Source organism: Streptomyces canus (assembly GCF_030815415.1).
In the GTDB taxonomy this organism is placed as follows: domain Bacteria; phylum Actinomycetota; class Actinomycetes; order Streptomycetales; family Streptomycetaceae; genus Streptomyces; species Streptomyces canus_F.
Genome location: NZ_JAUSWW010000001.1, coordinates 333,123 through 353,220, shown reverse-complemented (window position 1 = coordinate 353,220; position 20,098 = coordinate 333,123). Strand labels below are relative to the sequence as shown.

At 69.0% G+C, this 20,098-nt stretch carries 15 protein-coding genes and 2 pseudogenes; 10 read left to right on the top strand and 7 right to left on the bottom strand.

Going from position 1 to position 20,098, the window contains the following annotated elements; genetic code table 11:
* The first annotated feature begins 291 nt into the window (after nt 1-291).
* Nucleotides 292-1,578 carry an MFS transporter gene (locus QF037_RS01635; protein ID WP_307021060.1) on the top strand — a complete coding sequence of 429 codons (1,287 nt, stop codon included), beginning with the start codon at nt 292-294 and terminating at the stop codon, nt 1,576-1,578.
* Nucleotides 1,579-1,678: 100 nt separating this feature from the next.
* Here QF037_RS01635 and QF037_RS01630 read toward each other — a convergent pair whose 3' ends face one another.
* Nucleotides 1,679-4,552: a helix-turn-helix transcriptional regulator gene (locus QF037_RS01630; protein ID WP_307021058.1), complete on the bottom strand. Its 2,874-nt coding sequence runs from the start codon at nt 4,550-4,552 to the stop codon at nt 1,679-1,681.
* A gap of 459 nt (nt 4,553-5,011) precedes the next feature.
* On the opposite strand from QF037_RS01630, the gene QF037_RS01625 reads away from it, so the two are divergent.
* Both QF037_RS01625 and QF037_RS01620 read left to right on the top strand, forming a co-directional pair.
* The gene (locus QF037_RS01625; RefSeq protein ID WP_307021056.1) at nt 5,012-5,587 is read left to right on the top strand and encodes a Dps family protein; all 576 of its coding nucleotides are present in this window, start codon (nt 5,012-5,014) and stop codon (nt 5,585-5,587) included.
* Nucleotides 5,588-5,748: 161 nt separating this feature from the next.
* Nucleotides 5,749-6,591: an alpha/beta fold hydrolase gene (locus QF037_RS01620; RefSeq protein WP_307021054.1), complete on the top strand. Its 843-nt coding sequence runs from the start codon at nt 5,749-5,751 to the stop codon at nt 6,589-6,591.
* Between the two features lie 467 nt (nt 6,592-7,058).
* Here the strand turns inward: QF037_RS01620 and QF037_RS01615 are convergent.
* The 4 genes and pseudogenes from QF037_RS01615 to QF037_RS01600 form a co-directional block, all read right to left on the bottom strand.
* Nucleotides 7,059-7,568, bottom strand: a pseudogene (locus QF037_RS01615) (ATP-dependent DNA ligase); the annotation flags it as partial.
* A gap of 670 nt (nt 7,569-8,238) precedes the next feature.
* Nucleotides 8,239-8,616 (bottom strand): STAS domain-containing protein, encoded by a 378-nt coding sequence (locus tag QF037_RS01610; RefSeq protein ID WP_307021052.1) that lies wholly within the window; start codon nt 8,614-8,616, stop codon nt 8,239-8,241.
* 184 nt (nt 8,617-8,800) lie between these two features.
* Nucleotides 8,801-9,142: a hypothetical protein gene (locus QF037_RS01605; protein ID WP_307021050.1), complete on the bottom strand. Its 342-nt coding sequence runs from the start codon at nt 9,140-9,142 to the stop codon at nt 8,801-8,803.
* A gap of 437 nt (nt 9,143-9,579) precedes the next feature.
* Nucleotides 9,580-9,762: pseudogene (locus QF037_RS01600) on the bottom strand (NF041680 family putative transposase); the annotation flags it as partial.
* 159 nt (nt 9,763-9,921) lie between these two features.
* Between QF037_RS01600 and QF037_RS01595 the strand changes: the two are divergent.
* The 4 genes from QF037_RS01595 (at nt 9,922) to QF037_RS01580 (ending at nt 11,786) form a co-directional block, all read left to right on the top strand.
* Nucleotides 9,922-10,320 carry a hypothetical protein gene (locus tag QF037_RS01595; RefSeq protein ID WP_307021049.1) on the top strand — a complete coding sequence of 133 codons (399 nt, stop codon included), beginning with the start codon at nt 9,922-9,924 and terminating at the stop codon, nt 10,318-10,320.
* A gap of 350 nt (nt 10,321-10,670) precedes the next feature.
* The gene (locus QF037_RS01590; protein WP_307036932.1) at nt 10,671-11,051 is read left to right on the top strand and encodes a sugar phosphate nucleotidyltransferase; all 381 of its coding nucleotides are present in this window, start codon (nt 10,671-10,673) and stop codon (nt 11,049-11,051) included.
* 61 nt (nt 11,052-11,112) lie between these two features.
* On the top strand, nt 11,113-11,301 hold the full coding sequence (locus QF037_RS01585; RefSeq protein WP_307021047.1) for a hypothetical protein: 189 nt from the start codon (nt 11,113-11,115) through the stop codon (nt 11,299-11,301).
* On the top strand, nt 11,298-11,786 hold the full coding sequence (locus QF037_RS01580; RefSeq protein ID WP_373463638.1) for a dTDP-4-dehydrorhamnose 3,5-epimerase family protein: 489 nt from the start codon (nt 11,298-11,300) through the stop codon (nt 11,784-11,786). Before QF037_RS01585 ends, QF037_RS01580 begins: the two co-directional genes overlap by 4 nt.
* 158 nt (nt 11,787-11,944) lie before the next feature.
* Here the strand turns inward: QF037_RS01580 and QF037_RS01575 are convergent, their stop codons facing one another.
* Entirely contained in the window at nt 11,945-14,638 is a 2,694-nt protein-coding gene (locus QF037_RS01575; protein WP_307021044.1) for a hypothetical protein, read from the bottom strand.
* 473 nt (nt 14,639-15,111) lie between these two features.
* On the opposite strand from QF037_RS01575, the gene QF037_RS01570 reads away from it, so the two are divergent.
* A protein-coding gene (locus QF037_RS01570) for an IS3 family transposase (protein ID WP_307021042.1) occupies nt 15,112-16,292 on the top strand; the annotation gives its coding sequence in 2 pieces (ribosomal slippage) (nt 15,112-15,376 and nt 15,376-16,292; 1,182 coding nt in all).
* Nucleotides 16,293-16,301: 9 nt separating this feature from the next.
* Here the strand turns inward: QF037_RS01570 and QF037_RS01565 are convergent.
* Nucleotides 16,302-17,753 (bottom strand): hypothetical protein, encoded by a 1,452-nt coding sequence (locus tag QF037_RS01565; RefSeq protein WP_307021040.1) that lies wholly within the window; start codon nt 17,751-17,753, stop codon nt 16,302-16,304.
* A 407-nt stretch (nt 17,754-18,160) separates the two neighbouring features.
* Between QF037_RS01565 and QF037_RS01560 the strand changes: the two genes are divergently transcribed.
* A complete protein-coding gene (locus tag QF037_RS01560) occupies nt 18,161-18,805 on the top strand; it encodes a tetratricopeptide repeat protein (RefSeq protein WP_307021038.1) in 645 nt (214 codons plus the stop codon).
* A complete protein-coding gene (locus QF037_RS01555; RefSeq protein ID WP_307021036.1) occupies nt 18,802-20,076 on the top strand; it encodes a glycosyltransferase in 1,275 nt (424 codons plus the stop codon). The genes QF037_RS01560 and QF037_RS01555 overlap by 4 nt, the downstream gene beginning before the upstream one ends.
* Nucleotides 20,077-20,098: the final 22 nt, after the last annotated feature.

The following is a 20,098-nucleotide window of genomic DNA, read 5'->3' as shown; positions in this document are numbered from 1 at the left end:
CAGATCGGGTATGGACCCCTGAGTATTCCGGTGCCCGAGGCCGCGAGACATCTGTCAAATGACAGCGGTCCGTGTCACAGGTGGGCGTGAATGGCTGCTCAGCGGCGGTGCGGGGCACACTCCGGCCGCTCGGGCGTCTCTGGCGTCCGTCCCTTGCCTACGGACCGGCCCGCGCTTACCTTGGCCGCTACTCCCACGTGTCTCTACCCCATGTGAGTAGCCAGGTCAGCGACTTTTTGAGACGCCTCACACCGTATCCCGGTTCGCGTCTCCCAGGACGAAGGCGGTCGCATGACCACCACCTCTCCCCGCCCCGATCCCGCTCTCCCGTACATAGAGCAACGCCCCTCGCCCGAGCGCGGTGCCGGCTCCTGGGTCGTCACCACGATGGCTCTGGCGCAGCTCGGACTCTTCCTGGCCTTGCTCACCCCGGTCTTCTCCAGCCTGGCCATCAAGGTGCACGCACTCGTCCCCAGAGATGACGAGGTCTCCGCGCTCGGCATGGTCAGCAGCCTCGGCGCACTGGCCGCGCTCCTTGCCAACCCGGTCTTCGGCCGGATCAGTGACCGGACGACAGGCCGGTTTGGCCGGCGGCGGCCATGGCTGGTGATCGGCGCCCTGGGACTGACCGTCGGCCTCGCCGTCATCGCAACCGCGCAGAGTCTTGCGGTCGTCGCCGTCGCCTGGTTCCTGAGCCAGATGTTCGCCAATGCCGCCCTGGCCGCGTTCACCGCGTCGGTTGCCGACCAGATACCGGTCTTCCAGCGGGGCAAGGCTGCCGGCCTGATCGGCGTCATGCAGAACCTGGCCATCCTCGCCGCCGCCTACGCGGCGAGGGTCCTCGGCGCGGACGTGCTCTTGCTGTTCATGGTTCCGGCAGCGGTCGGGCTCGCCCTGGTCGTGCTGTACGTGATCGCCCTGCCCGACAAGCCGCTGCCGCGGCGTCCGCCGTCCGACGGTGGTCTTCGTACGGTGCTCAGGACGTTCTGGGTGAACCCCCGCAGGCACCCGGACTTCGCCTGGGCCTTCGTCTCCCGCTTCATGGTGATCCTGGCGATGTTCATGTTCACCACCTTCCGGCTGCTGTTCCTTCAGGACCAGTTGGGCCTGTCGGACGACCGGGCGGTGTCCGTCATGGCCACCGGCGTACTGGTCTACACCATGGTTCTGATGGCTGCCGGCCAGTTGGCCGGATGGCTGTCCGACCGCTTGCGACGCCGCAAGGTCTTCGTCGGGTTCTCGGCGCTCGTCTTCGGCATTGGCACGGCCCTGTTGATCACGGCTCACTCCGTCGCCGACTTCTACGCCGCAGAAGCTGTCCTCGGCCTCGGCTTCGGCGTCTACGCGGGCGTGGACCTCGCCCTCGTCCTCGACGTGCTGCCCGATCCGGAGGACTCGGCCAAGGACGTGGGGGTTTTCAACATCGCCAATGCCGCACCGCAGTCCATCGCTCCAGCCATCGGCGCGCTGCTGGTCGACACCGCGGGCGGCCACGAATACCACCTGCTGCTCGGCGCCGCCGCCGCGGTCTGTGCCGTCGGCGCCCTGGCCGTCATCCCCATCAGGAAGGTGAGCTGATCCGTGTTCCGCGGTTCACTCCATGCCGACCGCACCACCACCAACGTAAGGTGCTCACCGGCGCCGGCGCCTGGTGGCGGCGTCCTGACAGCGGGCGGTGTCAGAGATCGGTGGGAATGGCTGCGGGGTCGCGGTTGAAGGCCTCCCGGGCGATCTCTACGCGGCTGCGTTTCCCGAGCTTGCCGAGGATGTGGGAGATGTGCGTCTGTGTGGTGCGCCGGGTGAGGAACATTCTCTGCGCGATGTCGGGTGTGGAGCAGCCGGCCGCGACGAGAAGGGCGATCTTGTGTTCGGTCGGGGTCAGGGCGTCCCAGCCGTGCGCGGGCCGCTTGATCCGGGAGCCGCGGGCGCCGCGGCTGATCCCGTACCGGCGCAGCCGCCCCTCGGCACGGCGGATGTCCCAGACCGCGCCGAATCCGCCGTAGAGGTCGAGTGCTTCGCCGATCAGGTGCTTGGACTCGGTTGTTTTCCCGTGTGCGGCGAGGACGACGGCCAGGTCCTCCAGCGCTCCCGCCAGCTCCACCGGCGCGCCGACGGCCCGGTAGTGGTCCACCGCCGACCGCAACGGTGCAGGATCGCGCTCGTGGAGTCCTGTGCACCAGTCGGCGGCGGCCGTGGCGCGGGCCGGGACCTGCTCGGCGGCCGCCTCGGCACGGCAGGCTTCCAGCGCGGCCGCGGCGGCGGAGTCGTCGTCCACGGCGAGTGCCAGGCGGAGAACCGTCGGCAGCCACTGGTGGGTCAGCGTCATCTCGCCTGGCTTCCGGGTGAGGAGATCGCCGAGGTGTGAGAGGGCCAGGTGCTGGTCCCCGTTCTGCTCGGCGGCGAGCGCTTGCGCGCACAGCAGGAAGTCGGTGTTCTCGCGATCGGCGATCGTGACCGGTGGCTGACGCAGTCCGGCCCGCAGGTGCGCGTTGGCCGTGGCGCGATCGTCCCGGCGGACGGCGATGAGGGCGGCCACGCCGTGGCACAGCCACATGGGGCCGCGCTCGCGCAGTCCCCGGTAGGTCATCGCGGAGACGCTCTGGTCGACCGAGTCGAGCTCCGCCCGCGTGTCGTCCCACCGGCCCAGCCAGTAGGTGAGGACTGCGGCGGTGACGCTGAACCTGGCGTCATCGGTCCGGTCGGCGGCGAGCAGGAACTGCCGCGCCTCCCGAAGTGCCGCCTCGGCGTCCGACCACCGGCTCAGGTTCTGCAGGGTGAAGATCCGGGCATGCAGCGCATAGGACCGCAGGTCCGCGTGGTCGTCGGTGGCGTTGAGCGTCTCCAGCGCGCGATCCAAACAGTCCAGCGCGGACAGGTGGCGCCGCTGTACGGAGTCGTTGAGCCACAGGTCGGTGAGCGCGTAAGCGATGGCGAACGTGTCTCCGGCCGTCTCGCCGATCTCCAATGCGCGGCGCGCGGTGGCGTCCGCGGCTTCCAGCGCGCCCGATCCCGCCCGCTGGAACATCGCCAGCGAGGCGAGCAACCGGGCGCGCCAGGCGTCGGGCAGGTCTTGCTCCAATGCCTGATCCAGCGCTGCGACCGCCGCGTCGTTGTCACCGCTGCTGAACAGCGCGCGGGCCAGGACCCAGTACATCCGCCCCCGGTCGGCCGGCTCTCTCGACACGGTCAGGGCCTGCCGGGCGCGGACCGCGGCCTTCTCGTGCTCGCCCGCGCCGACCAGGATCTGGGCAAGAGCCGCGCTGAACGCGGCACGGTCACGCTCGTCCGCGACCCCGTGCTTCAGTTCCCGGTCCAGCAACTCGGCCGCGATACGCGGGGCGCTGACCGCCAGCGCCGACGCGGTGTCGGCGAGCCAGCGCCGGGTCCAGCGGTCGCCGACGCGGCCCGACTCCAGCAGTTGCAGCGCCACCCGTTGGGGCTCGACCCCGCCGATACCGTCCAGCGCCCGGGCCGCGTCCTGGTGTAGCGCAACGCGCAGCGCCGTCGGCATGCCGTCGTACAGCGCCTGGCGGATCAGCGGATGCCGGAACGTCATCCGCTGACCGGCATCAACGAGGATCCCGGCTGCGACCGCCTCCTGGAGATCAGCGGAGAGGTCGATGGTGGACCGGCCCAGGAGCGCTGCAACTTCCCCGACCGCGAACTCCCGGCCGAGCAGCGAGGCCACCCGCAGCATGTCGAGCGCGTCGGCCCGCACGAAGCTCAGCCGGCTGTCCAGCGCCGCAGCCAACGACCTCCGGACGGTGCTCAGCGAGGTTTCCCGCAGGTCGGCGTGCTCGCCGACCGTCACACCGCCTTCACGCACCAGGGACTCCACCAGCTCCCGCACGTACAGGGGATTGCCGCTGGCCTGGGCGGCAAGCTCGACCAGCGCGGGCCCGGGCGGCGCACCGGCGACATCGGACAGCAGATCATGGATCGCGTCCGGGCCGAGGGGCCCCAACGAGATCGTTGTCGTGGCGTAGCCGCGCAGCGCGGCGCGAAGCTGCCGCATCCCGGATCCGCGGGGCACCGGCCGGAAGGACAGGACCAACAACAACGGCAGGTGCGCGGCGATCGATGCCAGGTGCCGGCACACGTCCAGCGACGCGTCGTCGGCCCACTGCAAGTCGTCGAGCACCATCACGGTCGGCGCGGTCGCACAGTCCTCCTCGATCAGGGTGAGGAGCATCTCGATCACCGCGGTGTGCACGGTGTTGCTCAGCAGGAGATCGGGCCGCTCAGCGCACACGAACCGCAGGATCTCGGCGCGGCGAGCATCGGTCGCACGCTGCGTGACCTCCAGGCAGTCGCCCAGCAATCGCAGCGGCAACGGGTGCGCGGCCTGCTCCGCGGTGCCGCGCAGCACCGTGCAGCCGGACTCCTGGCCGGCCGCGCCCGCTGCGGCGGCCAGTGACGACTTGCCGATACCGGGCTCGCCCTCGATCAGGGCCACGCCGCCGGTACCCGTTCGCAACTGTGCGATGGCGTCCTGCAGCACCGCCAGCTCGGCCTCGCGTCCGACAAGACGAGTCGGGAGGCCCAACGACATCGTGGGGTCCCCGCGCCGCACAGGGGATATCCGGGGTCTACGAGTGGTATCTCCTGCACCCGTCGTCATTGACCACCGTCTCCCGCTTCGACCATCTCCGACACGGTTTCAACGGAAAGCGTACTGCCGCAGTCGCTCCGTGACGGTAAATTCTGGATTGCGGTCGGGGAGCCGGAAACCTGATTGATGATCTTGAATGCGTGATGTTGTCATGGCGTTCGCCTGGCGATGGCGCACCCGAGCCGTATCCCGGTGGGCGGGTTCACGACCCGGCGTCGAAGGTGTCGGACCCGTCCTGCTGAGTGCACGGTCGCCCGCCGGCAAGGGGTGCCTGGCGCCAGCGCCGCACGCGGCGGTGCGCTCATGGGGATCATCGCATGCGCTCTTGGTCAACGCGTTGCCGATGTCAGGGCCTAGCGTCCCTCACGTATCGCAAGCACGGCACCCAGGAGGCGCTTCATGACCACCAGCCCCAACCCCGTGAGCAGCCAGCCGTGGCTGCATCAAAAGGGCAAGGTGATCCAGGAGTTCGCGACGGTCAAGCAGTTGCCTCTCGGCTTGTCCTACGACACACGCATGTACTCCTGCCGACGCCTGAACAAGGTCCTGGCTGACACGCAGATCCTCTACAGCCTCTACAAGAAGCACCATTGGAACATGCGGGGCGCGACCTTTTACCAGTTGCACGTGCTGCTGGACAAGCATGCGGGAGAGCAACTGGAACTCGTCGACACGATCGCCGAGCGGGTTCAGACCCTGGGCGGCGTCGCGGTGGGGGATCCCCGGCACGTCGCCGAGATCACGTCGATTCCACGTCCGCCTGATGGGGTGGAGGAAGTCCCGGGGATGCTCGCGCGGTTGCTGGAGGCGCATGAGACGATCCTGGTCAAGGCCCATGACGTGGCCGCCCGCAGCGCCGAGCTGGGCGATGACGGCACCAATGACGTTCTGGTCTCGCAAGTGATCCGCACCGGTGAGTTGCAGGCCTGGTTCCTTGCCGAACACCTGGTCGACACACCCCTCGTCCGCGTCTGAGCGCATCAGGACCACCGATGCCAAGAACGGCCGCTCCGCAGAGGCGGAAGAGGGCCGCTGCCGCTTCCTGAAAGCGTCGAATCCGCGGCTGGCCGACTCTCCACGCCGCGCGACCTTCCCGCAAGACCCGTTTCGCTGCAACCACCTCCTAGGAGGACGTCATGTTCCGTTTCTCTCGCATCCGCTCAACCGTCCACAACGTCGCCACCGTGACCATCGCTTCTATGGTGACCGGCTCCCTTCTTGCCGCCGGCACAGTGAGCACCAGCGCCGCCTCACACAAGGCCGGGGCGGGCAAGGCCAAGCCGACCATCGTGCTCGTCCATGGCGCTTTTGCCGACGCCTCCAGTTGGTCCGGCGTCATCCAGCGCCTGCAGCGCGACAGTTACCCGGTCGTCGCCACGGCCAACCCGCTGCGTGGTCTGAGCAGCGACGCCGCCTACCTGCGCAGTGTCCTGGACACCGTGGAGGGGCCGGTGGTCCTGGTCGGCCACTCCTACGGCGGCTCGGTGATCACCGAGGCCGCCGCCGGGGACCCTGACGTCAAGGCACTGGTCTACATCGCCGCATTCATCCCGAACGTCGGCGAAAGCGCCGGCGAGCTGGCCACCAAGTTCCCCGGCAGTACCCTGGGCGAGGCCGTCAACGCTGCCTCCTACCCGCTTCCCGGCGGCGGCACCGGCACCGAGCTGACCATCCGTCAGGACAGGTTCCACCAGCAGTTCGCCGCCGACGTACCCGTCACCACCGCCGCGATCATGGCGGCCACCCAGCGGCCTGTCTCCACTCTCGCCCTGGAGGAGAAGGCCTCAGAGGCGGCTTGGCAGGACATCCCCTCCTACGCCCTGATCGCCGGCGAGGACTACAACATCCCGCCCAAGGCCGAGCAGTGGATGGCCGAGCGAGCCCACGCCCACACCGTCACCATCGACAGCGCCTCGCACGCAGTCACGGTCTCGCACCCGGCGGCGGTAACCGACCTCATCCTCCGCGCTGCCCGGTGAGCAGGCGCTGATCTCCCCGGTGGTGGACGCCCCGGCGGATTCGAGATTCCGCCGGGGCCGCACGGGATGAGCACGCACGCGCCGACGCTGCGCAGGCCGGCGGAGCCGCGGCGTACGGCGACGGTGCCGGCCACGCCCAGGGCTCGCCGGCCGGGCACGACCAGGTGCACCGACAACTGCTCCCGCGAGCCCCACCCCACACGGAAGCTTCGCCCCGTCCACGCGTGGTCGGCGTCCCCGGCGCGCAGCCGGTCGGCGAGGGCGTGCCGGACGGCTGCACCCAGCGTGGTGGTGCGGCCGATGTACCGCAGACGGCCGCTGTTGTCGTAGCGGGCCAACAATGCGGTGGTGGGCGCGTGCGGGCTGCCGGTGACCGCGCCGACGATCGCCTCCGTGGTCTGGCGCGCCTTGTACTTGGTCCACCCGCGCCCGCCCGGCACATACCGTCCCGTCAGGGGCCGGAACACCAGGCCCTCGATGCCGACGGCCGTGTAGTCGGCCAGCCACGCGGCTGCCTGCTCCGGGTCGGTCGTGGTCGGGCACAGCGACCAGGGCGCCGACAGGTGGTGCTCGAGGAACAACGCCTCCAGCGCGGCGTAGCGTTCGCTGAAGGGGCGTCCGGTCATATCCGAGCCGTGCACGCGCAGCAGGTCGAAGGCGACCAGGTGCGCCGCGAATTCGACGGCCGCGCGGACGGCGGCCGTACCGCGGTGGTGCATGCGCTGCTGGAGACGGTCGAACGCGAGCCGGCCCGCCTCCCACACGATGAGCTCGCAGTCGACCGCCGTATCGTCGGGCAGCCGGCGGACGGCCTCCTCAATCTCCGGGAACGCCCGGGCCAGATCGCTGCCGTTACGGCTGCGCACGGCGACACGGCCGTGGGCCCACCGGCCGGCCAGCGCCCGGTAGCCATCCCACTTCAACTGCGCCGTCCATCCTGCGGGCAGCGCCGGATCGGTGACCGGCACGGCGCGCATCGGCTCGGGCAACGACCAGCTGGACGGCACAGACGCAGGCATGGTCGACGCCTTCCACTGCCCGAGCCGCATCAGCCACTGTTCCCCCGGACGGGCGACGGTTCTCCAGGGTGCGCACCGATTCCACGCTTTCGACGTGAGCGGCTTGTCGGCCGATGGTGTTGCGGTGCGGGTTGCGCCTCTGAAGTGGTGAGCTCCCTTCGTCCCGGCCGCGACCTTGGACGCGTCCAGCTCTGTCTCCTCGTGCAGCTGCCTGGCAAAACGCTGCGCTTCCGATCACCCACGCTGCTGACTACGACTACCCTTCTGGCAGCACAGGCTGGACCGCAAAGGCAAGCTGGAGCCGCATCGCCGACATCGCGGCTCCAGCCCCAGCCCGCCGGCGACGGGGCACCTCCCGCGGCGCCGACGCCGGCGGGCACCACACACGAGGACTCAAGGCCGGGGGAGCCGCTCCTCGCGCCCGTCAGCCGCCGTGTGAGCGGCGGCGGCCGGCTACTGGGAGCCTCCCACCGCGATCAGCCCGTGTCGTGTGAGGCGACGAACCTCGTTACGGAAACAGGCAGTTGACCGCGATTCGAATGGACTGGGTCGCGCCGGCACGCTTCCTGAGCCGGCTGCCCCCGCCCGGGCGCGGTGGTGGGGCTGGCGGCCGGTGCGAGACCGGGTCTCAGCGAGCTGGTTGCTTGTTCTCAGGTTTTTTGCGTGTCCAGGCCATTTGGGCGTCGGTGACGGTGTCGTAGACCGGCAGGAGCTGGTCGGTCCCGGTGAGCTCCACGACGCGCCGCAGGGATGCGGGCACGCAGGCGAGGAACAGGACCGTGTTCTCCTTCTCGGCCTGGCGGCGCAGGTTCAGCAGCGTGTTCAGTCCGGTGGAGTCACAGAACGCGACCTGGGTCATGTCCAGCACGATGCAGCGTGCGGAGTGCTGGAGGAGGTCCTCGAACTGCCCGCGCAGCAGCGCCTGGTTCTCGTAGATCATGTCGCCGCTGACCCGTGCCAGCAGGCAGTCGCCTGACAGGCTCGTACCGACCGTGGGAACCGTCATCACCCACCCGCCCATACGACGCCAACTGGTGGCCCCGACCCTACCCGCTGGGTGGTTCCCGGCGCGGATGTTCTGCACCGGCTTCCGGCCTGCCCCGCGGCCTGCAGCGTCTACCAGCGCATGTCGAGGGCATCGAGATCCGCCCGCCGCTCCGCGCTTAGCGCCGGCTGCCCATGCCTGCTCGTCAGGCGATGCCAGACTCCCACCAGGAGCACGTGGAGGTCTCGTTGATGCAGACTCTGATCCGGACCTCGTAATCCTCGGGGATGTTGCCGCTGCCATCAGGGGTGCCCAGGTTGATCCACCTGGCTCCATCGGCCGTGGACGAGTAGAAGGTGTCGCTTTCTACGAACCTGCCGCTCGCGTTGACCACGATCACTTCGGCCCGTGCCGCGTGCCCGTCGGCCAGCAGGTCCTCCATGAGCAGCTCCTCGCCGTGGGGCTCGAACAGCACCGTGTAGTAGGTCTTTGCGTCCCGTAGCAGAACCGAGGACGCGCCGAGGCCGCCGGGGTCATCGGCCGACACCCATACCCTCGTATTGGAGGTCCAGGTGGCCGCGTTCGCAGTTCCAGCCGACGCACCCACAGCAAGTACTGTGGCCGCTGCACCTGTGGTGAGGGCTCGGAGCAAGCGTCGGCCTGTCAGACGCTTGACGATGCTCCCGTGGCTGATCCGCATGTTGTCTCCCTCTCGTCAAGTTCGCTTCTACGTCGCAGCGTTGCTCGTCCCAATGTGCTCGTGCACCTCACTGGGCCGAAACCAGCGCGCCGGGCAACCCGGGCTGGTGCACCCCCATCTGGCTGAGCGGGCCTCGGTGGCCCAACAGCGTCGCGCCACCGATGGTGCGGTCATTATCAGGACCGAAAGCCGAGTACAGGCACCTGAAAAGTTATAGGTGGCCGTTCTGGCGCTTGCGGCTCTTCGTGGCGATCGGTGGGCGGTTGTCCATGGACCTCATGGCACCGATGCTTGGGCAACAGCGTCAAATCCACCGGGGACTTCACCGCACCGTCCGCACACAGCACCGCGTCCACCAACTCAGACAATTCGTCGCGCCGAGCGGTCAGGCATGCGTAGAACTCGCCCCGGAAGCGTGATGCCTCCGCGAACGCTTCCCTCCGGACAGCATCAGGCAGCAGACTCACCCTCACGGCCTTCGTCGTGGTCACGTGCACCTTGGTCGGAGCACAGGATCAGGCGAAGGCCGCTCCCACGTCCGGCGAATACCCGGGTGAGCAAATCCGTTCGAGATGCCATTCGAGACGGTGGCACCATGTACCGCATGACGACGAACCGAAAGGTCCATGCCGCGTAGGCGGCCCGGACGGATCCGTGCCGGCGCCGCCGGCAGCCACCGGACAACGGGTGCGCGGCCGGTTATCGACGGCCTGTCTTCGCGTGCGCTGTCCGAGATCATCGAACTCGAGCGCACCCGAAACTATCTGCAGCCGGGCGACGTCAGCACGGCTGTGGGCCTGTGGAAGGACTACGTCCACCAGCCCGAGCGTGCTCTGTGGCACGACTACGAGTGGGGCAACGTGCACTGGTACTGCTGCGGCGACCCGCTCGAAGCCCGAGCTCTCCTCGACATCGTGATGCAGGCTGTATCGCCACGAAGCGCCCGCGAACTCCGAAAGATCGTCAGCCGGTCAGACGCCATCTGGAACCTTCCGTCCCCGCCCTGCGACGCGGACGGAAGATAAAGAACAAGCTGAGTGCCTGTTTGCAAAGCTCCGGTGCGTGTTTTCCCAGCTAAGGGCTTCGATGGCGAGGTCGACCGGTTGGCGGCTGACGGGCTGGTGTCCCGTGCCATCAAGCCTTGTGCGGCGTCGACCGGGCACCCGGCGCGGTTGTAGCCCAGTTCCCGGTCGTGATGCGCCCGACCGCCCAGGAAGGGGTTCGTCTTCCTGGCGCGACGTCCGTAATCTTCGGTGATCGCGACCGGCAGACGGTGCTCACCAGCTGGCCCGCATCATCGAGCTGGTGGATAACAAGGACGGCATGATCTCCCTGTTCATCACACTGATCGAGTCGGCAGCGCCTCACCGCACGGATTTCGCCCGCCTCGCTCAGACGGGGCCTGGCGGCGCTCGGCGACCAAAGGGACGAGGCTGTTGCCCTGATTCTGGGCGACAACATCTTCCACGGCAGCGGCCTCGGCACCAGGCTCGCCCAGCACTCCGACATGAAGGGCGGCAGGGTGTTCGCCCACCCCGTCGCCGACCCGTCGGCGTACGGGGTGGTGGAGTTCGACGAGCTGGGTCAGGTGCTGAGCATCGAGGAGGAGCCGGCCCGTCCGAAATCCAGGTACACGGTGCCCGGACTGTACTTTTACGACAACCGGGCGGTGGAGATCGCCCAGGGCCTTCGCCCCAGCACTCGTGGGGAGTTGGAGACCACGGAGGTCAACCGGGGCCCATCTGGACACCGGTGAGCTCTACGTCACCCCGCTCGACCGGGGCACGGCCTGGCTGGACACCGGGACCTTCGCCTCGATGGTCCAGGCCTCGGAGTTCGTCCGGGTGATCGAGGAGCGGCAGGGCCTCAAGGTCGGCTGCGTCGAAGAGACGGTGTGGCGGTCCGGGCTCGTCGGCGACTCCCAACTGCGCCTGCTGGCAAAGCCGCTGCTCCACAGCGGGTACGGCCAGTACCTTCCCGGGCTGCTCGAGGAGGGTGAGCGGTGAAAATCCGCGAGTTGACGATCGCCGGCGCGTTCGAGATCGTCCCGCAGGTGCACGGCGACCAGCGCGGGCTGTTCACCGAGGGGTACCGCTTCGACCGGCTGGCGGAGGCGGTGGGCAGGCCAAGTACGTCACCTGCGTGCGCGGTGCGGTGTGCGACGTGGTGGTCGACCTGGGGTCATGGCTTCTGCGCGCTCACCGACGACGCGACCCTGACGTACCTCTGCTCGACGACGTACCGGCCGACCGGCGAGCACGCGGTCCATCCGCTCGATCCGGACCCGGGCATCGAGTGGCCGGCCGACGCACCGCTGCTCTCCGCCAGGGACGCGGCGGCACCGTCGTGGGCCGAGGTGGTGGCGAGGGGGATGCTGCCGTCGTACGACGCATGCCTGGCGGAGAGCATCTATTCCTGTCGTTCAGCCCCGGACAGGCCCCAGAAGCGAAGGACGACAGCCCGAATGCAGGACCGTACGCCAATTGAATGAAGTGCAGCGACATTCGCTGTCAAGCATCGGCGTGGAATCGGGCCCCTGCACACTGATGTCGGCACGACTGCGCAACAGTTCGGGCGCTCATTCATGCCGTCCGACGTGCTGGCGTGGCATGCCCATGTGACCCGTCACCCACCTCTGCGTACTAGTTCTCAGCGATGCAGGAAGGTTCCGTCATGAAGCGTCAGTCTCTTCGCAGATCGTGGGTCCGGGCTGTCACTGCGCTCTCGGCGGCGGGGACTCTTGGCCTGTTCGTCAATCTCGGTTCGTCGACGTCCGCTCCAGCCAACGCGGCAGGTATGTCTGTCGATTACTCCATCGGTGTACCAGGCCCGAACGGTGCTGTGAGTGCCGACTTCGAGCTCCGCCAACCGCGGACGGCCGATGACGACGGTGACGAACCAGGCGGGCACGGAACGGGCAGTGGCAAGCCACATAAGCACCCGCACCCCCACCCACCAGGCCCCCAAGGGCCCCAGGGCACCCAGGGCACCCAGGGGTTCCAAGGAACTCAGGGGACTCAGGGGTTCCAGGGCACTCAGGGGTTTCAGGGGACGCAGGGCACGCAGGGGGTCCAAGGCACTCAGGGCAGCCAGGGCACCGGGTCCCAGGGTTCCCAAGGGAGTCAGGGGTTCCAGGGCAATCAGGGCGGTCTCGGGGCGCAGGGAAGTCAGGGGGACGTCGGAGCGCAGGGCAGTCAGGGGGGCGCCGGAGCTCAGGGCAGCGAAGGCAGTCAGGGCGGTGCCGGAGCGCAGGGCAGTCAGGGGGGCGCCGGAGCTCAGGGCAGCGAAGGCAGCCAGGGCGGTCCTGGAAGTCAGGGCAGTCAGGGCAGTACGGGTTCGCAGGGAAGTCAGGGCGACGCGGGGGCGCAGGGAGGTCCGGGCAGTCAGGGCGGTGCCGGGGCGCAGGGAAGTCAGGGGGACGTCGGAGCGCAGGGCAGTCAGGGGGGCGCCGGAGCTCAGGGCAGCGAAGGCAGCCAGGGCGGTCCTGGAAGTCAGGGCAGTCAGGGCAGTCTCGGGGCGCAGGGAAGTCAGGGCGGGCTTGGCAGCCAGGGAAATCAGGGCAGTCAAGGCGGGATCGGAGCCCAGGGAAGCCAAGGCGGTCAGGGGTTCCAGGGCGACACCGGCACACCAGGATCCCAGGGCGTTCCTGGCACTCAGGGTGGTCCCGGTGTTCAGGGCGGCGCCGGTGTCCAGGGTGCCCAGGGTGGTATCGGTCCGCAGGGTTCCCAGGGTGCGCAGGGCAGTCCGGGTGGTTCGGGAGCTGGGCCGCAGGGCAGTCAGGGCAGCCCCGGCACCCAGGGGTTCCAGGGCAGCCAAGGCAGCCAGGGAGTCCAGGGCGGCACGGGCGCCCAAGGAGACCAGGGCAGCCAGGGATTTCAGGGCAGCCAGGGGTTCCAGGGCGGCGCCGGAGTCCAGGGAAGCCAAGGCGACGCCGGCCCGCAGGGCAGTCAGGGCGGTATCGGTCCGCAGGGCAGCGAAGGCAGCCAGGGCGATGCCGGCAGCCAGGGCAGTCAGGGCGGTGCCGGCAGCCAGGGCAGTCAGGGTGATGCGGGAGCGCAGGGCAGTCAGGGCGGCGAAGGCGGTACCGGAGCCCAGGGCAGCCAGGGCGGCGCCGGGGCGCAGGGCAGTCAAGGTGACGCGGGAGCGCAGGGCAGTCAGGGCAGCCAGGGCGACGCCGGCAGCCAGGGGAGCCAGGGTGGTCCCGGCAGCCAGGGCAGTCAGGGTGATGCGGGAGCGCAGGGCAGTCAGGGCGGCGAAGGCGGTACCGGAGCCCAGGGCAGCCAGGGCGGCGCCGGGGCGCAGGGCAGTCAAGGTGACGCGGGAGCGCAGGGCAGTCAGGGCAGCCAGGGCGACGCCGGCAGCCAGGGGAGCCAGGGTGGTCCCGGCAGCCAGGGCAGTCAGGGTGATGCGGGAGCGCAGGGCAGTCAGGGCGGCGAAGGAACGCAGGGCAGCCAAGGGTTCCAGGGCGGCCCCGGCAGCCAGGGCAGCCAGGGCGGTCCAGGAGCACAGGGCAGCCAGGGCACCGAAGGCGGCACCGGAAGTCAGGGCAGTCAGGGCGGATCCGGTGCGCAGGGCAACCAGGGCGATACCGGAGCGCAGGGCAGCCAGGGCGCCGAGGGTGGTACCGGAGCCCAGGGAAGTCAGGGTGGTTCCGGCAGTCAGGGAAGTCAGGGGACGCAGGGCGGCATGGGTGTGCCGGGGACTGCGGGCAGCCAGGGTTTCCAGGGTGGTCCCGGTGTTCAGGGCGGCGCGGGAGTCCAGGGTGCCCAGGGTGGTATCGGTCCGCAGGGTTCCCAGGGTGCGCAGGGCAGCCCGGGTGGTTCGGGAGCTGGGCCGCAGGGCAGCCAGGGCAGCCCCGGCACCCAGGGGTTCCAGGGCAGTCAGGGCAGTCAGGGCGAAACCGGTGTGCAGGGGAACCAGGGCAGTCAGGGCTTCCAGGGCAGCCAGGGCTTCCAGGGCGGAGCCGGAGTCCAGGGCAGCCAGGGCGGTGACGGAGCCCAGGGCAGCCAGGGCGGTACCGGCAGCCAAGGCAGTCAGGGCAGCCAGGGCGACGCCGGAGTCCAGGGCGGCCAGGGCGATATGGGGACGCAGGGTTTCCAGGGGAGCCAGGGCGATGCCGGGGCGCAGGGAAGCCAGGGCGGTACCGGAGCCCAGGGCAGCCAGGGCAGCCAGGGAGAGGCCGGAGCCCAGGGCAGCCAGGGCGGTGCCGGGCCGCAGGGCAGTCAGGGCGGTATCGGAGTCCAGGGCACCCAAGGCGATATCGGCAGCCAGGGCAGCCAGGGCAGCCAGGGCGGTGCTGGAGTCCAGGGCAGCCAGGGCGGTGACGGAGCCCAGGGCAGCCAAGGTAGCCAGGGCGACGCAGGTGCGCAGGGCAGCCAGGGCGGTGCCGGGCCGCAGGGCAGTCAGGGCGGTATCGGAGTCCAGGGGAGCCAGGGCGACGCCGGAGCCCAGGGCAGCCAGGGCAGCCAGGGCGGTGCTGGAGTACAGGGGAGCCAGGGCGGCGTCGGTTCACAGGGCAGCCAGGGCAGCCAGGGCGACGAAGGCGCGCAGGGCAGCCAGGGGTTCCAGGGTGACACCGGTGCGCAAGGAACTCAGGGCAGTCAAGGATTCCAGGGTGACACCGGCGCGCAAGGGTTCCAGGGAAGCGGAATCCAGGGGAGCCAGGGCGACACCGGCACGCAGGGCAGTCAGGGTGGTATCGGCAGCCAGGGCCTGCAGGGAAGTCAGGGTGGTTCCGGAAGTCAGGGAAGTGAGGGGCCACGAAGTTCCCGGACAGGGACCCAATAGGGTTGTCCTGAACAGGAAACGAGGAAGAAGTGGCGCCACCCAGTAAGTACTCGCCGGAGTTCCGCGAGGAAGCCGTCCAGATCGCGTTGAGGTCGAGCAAGACGATCTCCGAAGTCGCCCGGGAGCTTGAGCTGAACCCGGAGACACTGCGCGGCTGGGTCAAGAAGCACCAGAAGCAGCAGGAACCGGCTCCCGATGCGGAACTGAGCGTGAACGAGCGGGCACGCCTCAAAGAACTCGAACGACGTAACCGCGAGCTGGAGATGGAAGTGACCTTCCTGAAAAAAGCCGCAGCGTACTTCGCCAAGGATCCCCGGTAGCAAGCAAGTACGAGTTCATCGACGAGATGCGGCTCGACACTACGGAGTGCGCATACAGCGTCGAGTTCATGTGCGGTCGACTCGGCGTCTCCAGATCCGGCTACTACGACTGGCGATCCCGCCCGGAATCCGCGACGGCCCAGCGGCGCGGGGAACTGAAACTGCTCATCGAGAAAGCCTTCGACATGTCCGACGGCACCTACGGGCACCGGCGCATCCAGGCCCAGCTGGACCGTTGGAGCGTCACCGCCGGCCTGGAACTTGTCCGCCTACTCATGCGCGAGTTGGGCCTTGAGCCCTGCCAGCCGCGGCCGAAGAGGTCCAGCCTCACCCAGGCCGCGGCCGGCCAGGTGCCGGACCTCGTCGGCCGAAACTTCACCGCTGACGCACCCGGCGAAAAACTTGTTGGCGACATTACTTACATCCCCACCGGGGAAGGCTGGCTGTACCTCGCAACGGTCATCGAATGCTGCACGAAGGAAGTCATCGGTTATGCGATGGACGACCACTATCAAACCCCCCTGATATCCAGGGCGATCCACAACGCGGCCCGTAACAGGAGCCTCTCCGCCGGCGCGATATTTCACTCCGACCGCGGAAGCAACTACATGTCAGCCGAGTTCAAGACGACACTCGACCGGTTCGGGCTCCGCAGATCCTCCGGCCGCACCGGAATCTGTTTCGACAACGCCATGGCCGAATCATTCTTCGGCGCCCTGAAGAACGAGCGCGTATCAAGGGTCACTTACCTGACCCGCGAGGCCGCCCGACAGGACATCACTCGCTATATCGAATTCTGGTACAATCGCAAACGCCTCCACTCGGCGGTGGGTTACCGTCCTCCGCGCGAAGTCCACGCCGAGTATGAGAAGTTGCGATTCGCCGCGTGACATAGACAGTCAGACGCCTGTCCGGAAAACGCGAGGCCGCTCAGAAGTCAGGGGACGCAGGGCGGCATGGGTGTGCCGGGGACTGCGGGCAGCCAGGGTTTCCAGGGTGGTCCCGGTGTTCAGGGCGGCGCGGGAGTCCAGGGTGCCCAGGGTGGTATCGGTCCGCAGGGTTCCCAGGGTGCGCAGGGCAGCCCGGGTGGTTCGGGAGCTGGGCCGCAGGGCAGCCAGGGCAGCCCCGGCACCCAGGGGTTCCAGGGCAGTCAGGGCAGTCAGGGCGAAACCGGTGTGCAGGGGAACCAGGGCAGTCAGGGCTTCCAGGGCAGCCAGGGCTTCCAGGGCGGCACCGGAGTCCAGGGCAGCCAGGGTGACGCCGGCAGCCAGGGCAGCCAAGGCAACGTCGGCCCGCAGGGCACGCAGGGGTTCCAGGGCGGCACCGGTGCCCAGGGCAGTCAGGGGTTCCAGGGCGGCACCGGTGCGCAGGGCAGCCAGGGCAGTCAGGGCTTCCAGGGCGACGAAGGCGCGCAGGGCAGCCAGGGGTTCCAGGGCAGCCAGGGCTTCCAGGGCGGCACCGGCGCACAGGGCGCCCAGGGCGGCACCGGAGCCCAGGGCACCCAGGGCAGTGCCGGCACGCAAGGCAGCCAAGGCAACGTCGGCGCGCAGGGCGCGCAGGGCAATCAGGGCTTCCAGGGCGACGAAGGCGCGCAGGGCACCCAGGGGTTCCAGGGCAGCCAGGGCTTCCAGGGCGGCACCGGCGCACAGGGCGCCCAGGGCGGCACCGGAGCCCAGGGCACCCAGGGCAGTGCCGGCACGCAAGGCAGCCAAGGCAACGTCGGCGCGCAGGGCGCGCAGGGCAATCAGGGCTTCCAGGGCGACGAAGGCGCGCAGGGCACCCAGGGGTTCCAGGGCAGCCAGGGCTTCCAGGGCGGCACCGGCGCACAGGGCGCCCAGGGCGGCACCGGAGCCCAGGGCACCCAGGGCAGTGCCGGCACGCAAGGCAGCCAAGGCAACGTCGGCGCGCAGGGCGCGCAGGGCAATCAGGGCTTCCAGGGCGACGAAGGCGCGCAGGGCACCCAGGGGTTCCAGGGCAGCCAGGGCTTCCAGGGCGGCACCGGCGCACAGGGCGCCCAGGGCGGCACCGGAGCCCAGGGCACCCAGGGCAGTGCCGGCACGCAAGGCAGCCAAGGCAACGTCGGCGCGCAGGGCACGCAGGGCAATCAGGGCTTCCAGGGCGGCACCGGAGCCCAGGGCACCCAGGGCTTCCAGGGACAGCAGGGATTCCAGGGCGGCACCGGAGCGCAGGGCGGCCAAGGAGCTACGGGCGCGCAGGGCGTCCAGGGCAGTGCCGGCGCGCAAGGTAGCCAAGGCAACGTCGGCGCGCAAGGCAATCAGGGGTTCCAGGGCGGTGCCGGTGCCCAGGGAAGCCAGGGCGGCCCCGGTGCGCAGGGCACTCAGGGATTCCAAGGCAACCAGGGCTTCCAGGGCAACCAGGGCGCGAGCCCAGGGGCGCAGAGCACGGTCGTCTCCAACAGCGGCACAGGCCAAGCCACTGTCCTTTGCCCCGCTGGTACATTCGCCCTCGGCGGCGGCTACCAGACCACGTCGGTCCTCGGCCTCCAGATGCTCAGCAGCCGTCCTGTCGGGGGTTCCCCGGCTACTGGCTGGCAGGCCACCTCCAACGGTGTGGGCACAGTCACTGTCTACGCGGTATGCGCGCCGTGAACCCCCGCACCGTGACACCCCAGGCTCGGCCGGCTGCCGCTCACGGCCGCACCGGGCGACGGCCCCCGGGAGCATCGTCCGCACAGCCAACCGCGCTTGCCCCTGTCGCCCGGCTCAGTCGCGTCACCGGATCGGCGAGGTAGACCCCCGTGAAAAAGCGGATCGCACTGTGGACCGGACTCACCGCAGCAGTCGTGGTCGCCAATGTGGCCACCGGTTGGGTCCAACTGCTCACAGGGGACCCCAAGACCACGCCTTCGACTGCTTCCGGGCCCGAATCACCTGTGGCCAAGCGTGCCGCGCGGGCGGAGGCACTGCTCCAAGCGGGCATCAGGCAGGGCGAAAACAAGGATTTCCCCGGGGCGACGCATAGCTTCCGACAGGTCCTGGACCTGAACGTGAACCCCGCCAACAAACTCGCCTGGTACAACCTCGGCGTCATCGCCCAGCACGACAACAAGGCAGCCGACGCACGCGCGGCTTACGACCACGCCCTCAAGATCGACCCGAATTTCGAATCGGCCCTCTACAACAAGGCGCTCCTGATCGAGTCGAGCCACACCGATCAGGCGATCGCGATCCTGCGGCACATCGTGGGCGCCGATCCGAAAGCCGCCACGGCCCAGCTGCACCTTGGACAGGCCCTGGCGAAGAAGGGCCGGGACGAAGAGGCCGAGGACGCCTTCGGCCTCGCCGTCCGCGCCGACCCATCGCTTCTACAGCACGTCCCGGAGGAGTTCCGGGATTCCGCGATCGCAGCACTGACAGCCACTCAGGTAGGTACCACGGAATGACTTCTTCCCCGACCCCGCGGTTCTCCGTCTTCACCCCCAGCCACCGACCGCGTTTCCTGGACGAATGCCTCGCGACCCTGCAAGCGCAGACCTGCTCCGATTGGGAGTGGATCGTCCTCCTCAACAACGGCGCGCGATGGCGGCCGGAACGCCCTGACGACCGTGTCCGGGTAGAGGTCGCGGACGATATCAGGGGGGTTGGAGCCGCCAAACGCCGTGCCTGCGAAGTGGCACGCGGCGAGATCCTCGTCGAGCTCGACCACGACGACCTGCTGGCGAAGGACTGCCTGGCGGAACTGGCGAAGGCCTTCGACGAGCATCCCGACGTCGTCTTCGTCTACAGCCACACCGCTCAGATCACCGAGGACGGAAGCCGGGACGCCACACGGTTCAACGAGGCGCACGGCTGGCAGTACGAGGAGGCGGACGTCGACGGCCGCCGCCTCCTGCAAGCCATCTCCATGGCACCGACACCGCACAACGTCTCGTACATCTGGTACGCCCCCAACCATGTGCGGGCGTTCCGCAGGGACACGTACGAGCAGGTCGGCGGGTATGACGCCACGCGCACGGTGCTGGACGACCAGGACTTGATGTGCCGTCTCTTCCAGGCCGGTGACTTCCACCGCATCCCCCGATGCCTGTACATGCAACGAATGCACCCCGACAACACCCAGCGCGACACCGAGATCAACTCGCACATCCAGCGCGAGACCGTCGCCCTGTACGACAAATACATCGAGAGCAACGCGCTCGCCTGGACCAAGCGGCGTGGGCTGCTCGCGCTGGACCTCGGCGCCGCGCACCGCAAGCCGCCCGGCTACCTGGGAGTGGACCAGTACGCAAGGGACGGCGTCGACATCGTTGCGACGCTGCCAGCGCCCCTGGACCTCCCTGACGACTCGGTCGGTCTGCTCAGGGCGGTGGACTTCCTGGAACACGTGCCCGCGAAGATTCCACTGATCAATGAGCTGTACCGCCTGCTGGCACCGGGCGGCATGCTCCTCACCCAGACGCCCAGCTCCGACGGCCGGGGCGCCTACCAGGACCCGACACATGTCGCCTACTACAACGAGAACTCGTTCTGGTACTACACCGACAACCAGTACCGCGCCTTCGTACCGGAGATCCAGGCCCGATTCCAGAACTCACGGCTGGTCACCTACTTCCCGACCGACTGGCACTCCAGGAACCAGATCTCCTATGTGCAGGCCAATCTGATCGCGGTGAAGGACGGCGCCGAACGCTGCGGCGGTCCCTTGCTGGTGTGACGCCTGGGGCGACGAGGTGCGT

Excerpts from the sequence above, each read along its gene's own strand:
- QF037_RS01555 (WP_307021036.1), top strand. The coding sequence starts at position 18,802 with ATGACTTCTTCCCCGACCCCGCGGTTCTCCGTCTTCACCCCCAGCCAC.
- QF037_RS01585 (WP_307021047.1), top strand. The coding sequence starts at position 11,113 with ATGGTCCAGGCCTCGGAGTTCGTCCGGGTGATCGAGGAGCGGCAGGGC.
- QF037_RS01620 (WP_307021054.1), top strand. The coding sequence starts at position 5,749 with ATGTTCCGTTTCTCTCGCATCCGCTCAACCGTCCACAACGTCGCCACC.
- QF037_RS01630 (WP_307021058.1), bottom strand. The coding sequence starts at position 4,552 with ATGTCGTTGGGCCTCCCGACTCGTCTTGTCGGACGCGAGGCCGAGCTG.
- QF037_RS01610 (WP_307021052.1), bottom strand. The coding sequence starts at position 8,616 with ATGACGGTTCCCACGGTCGGTACGAGCCTGTCAGGCGACTGCCTGCTG.
- QF037_RS01595 (WP_307021049.1), top strand. The coding sequence starts at position 9,922 with ATGCCGCGTAGGCGGCCCGGACGGATCCGTGCCGGCGCCGCCGGCAGC.
- QF037_RS01635 (WP_307021060.1), top strand. The coding sequence starts at position 292 with ATGACCACCACCTCTCCCCGCCCCGATCCCGCTCTCCCGTACATAGAG.
- QF037_RS01625 (WP_307021056.1), top strand. The coding sequence starts at position 5,012 with ATGACCACCAGCCCCAACCCCGTGAGCAGCCAGCCGTGGCTGCATCAA.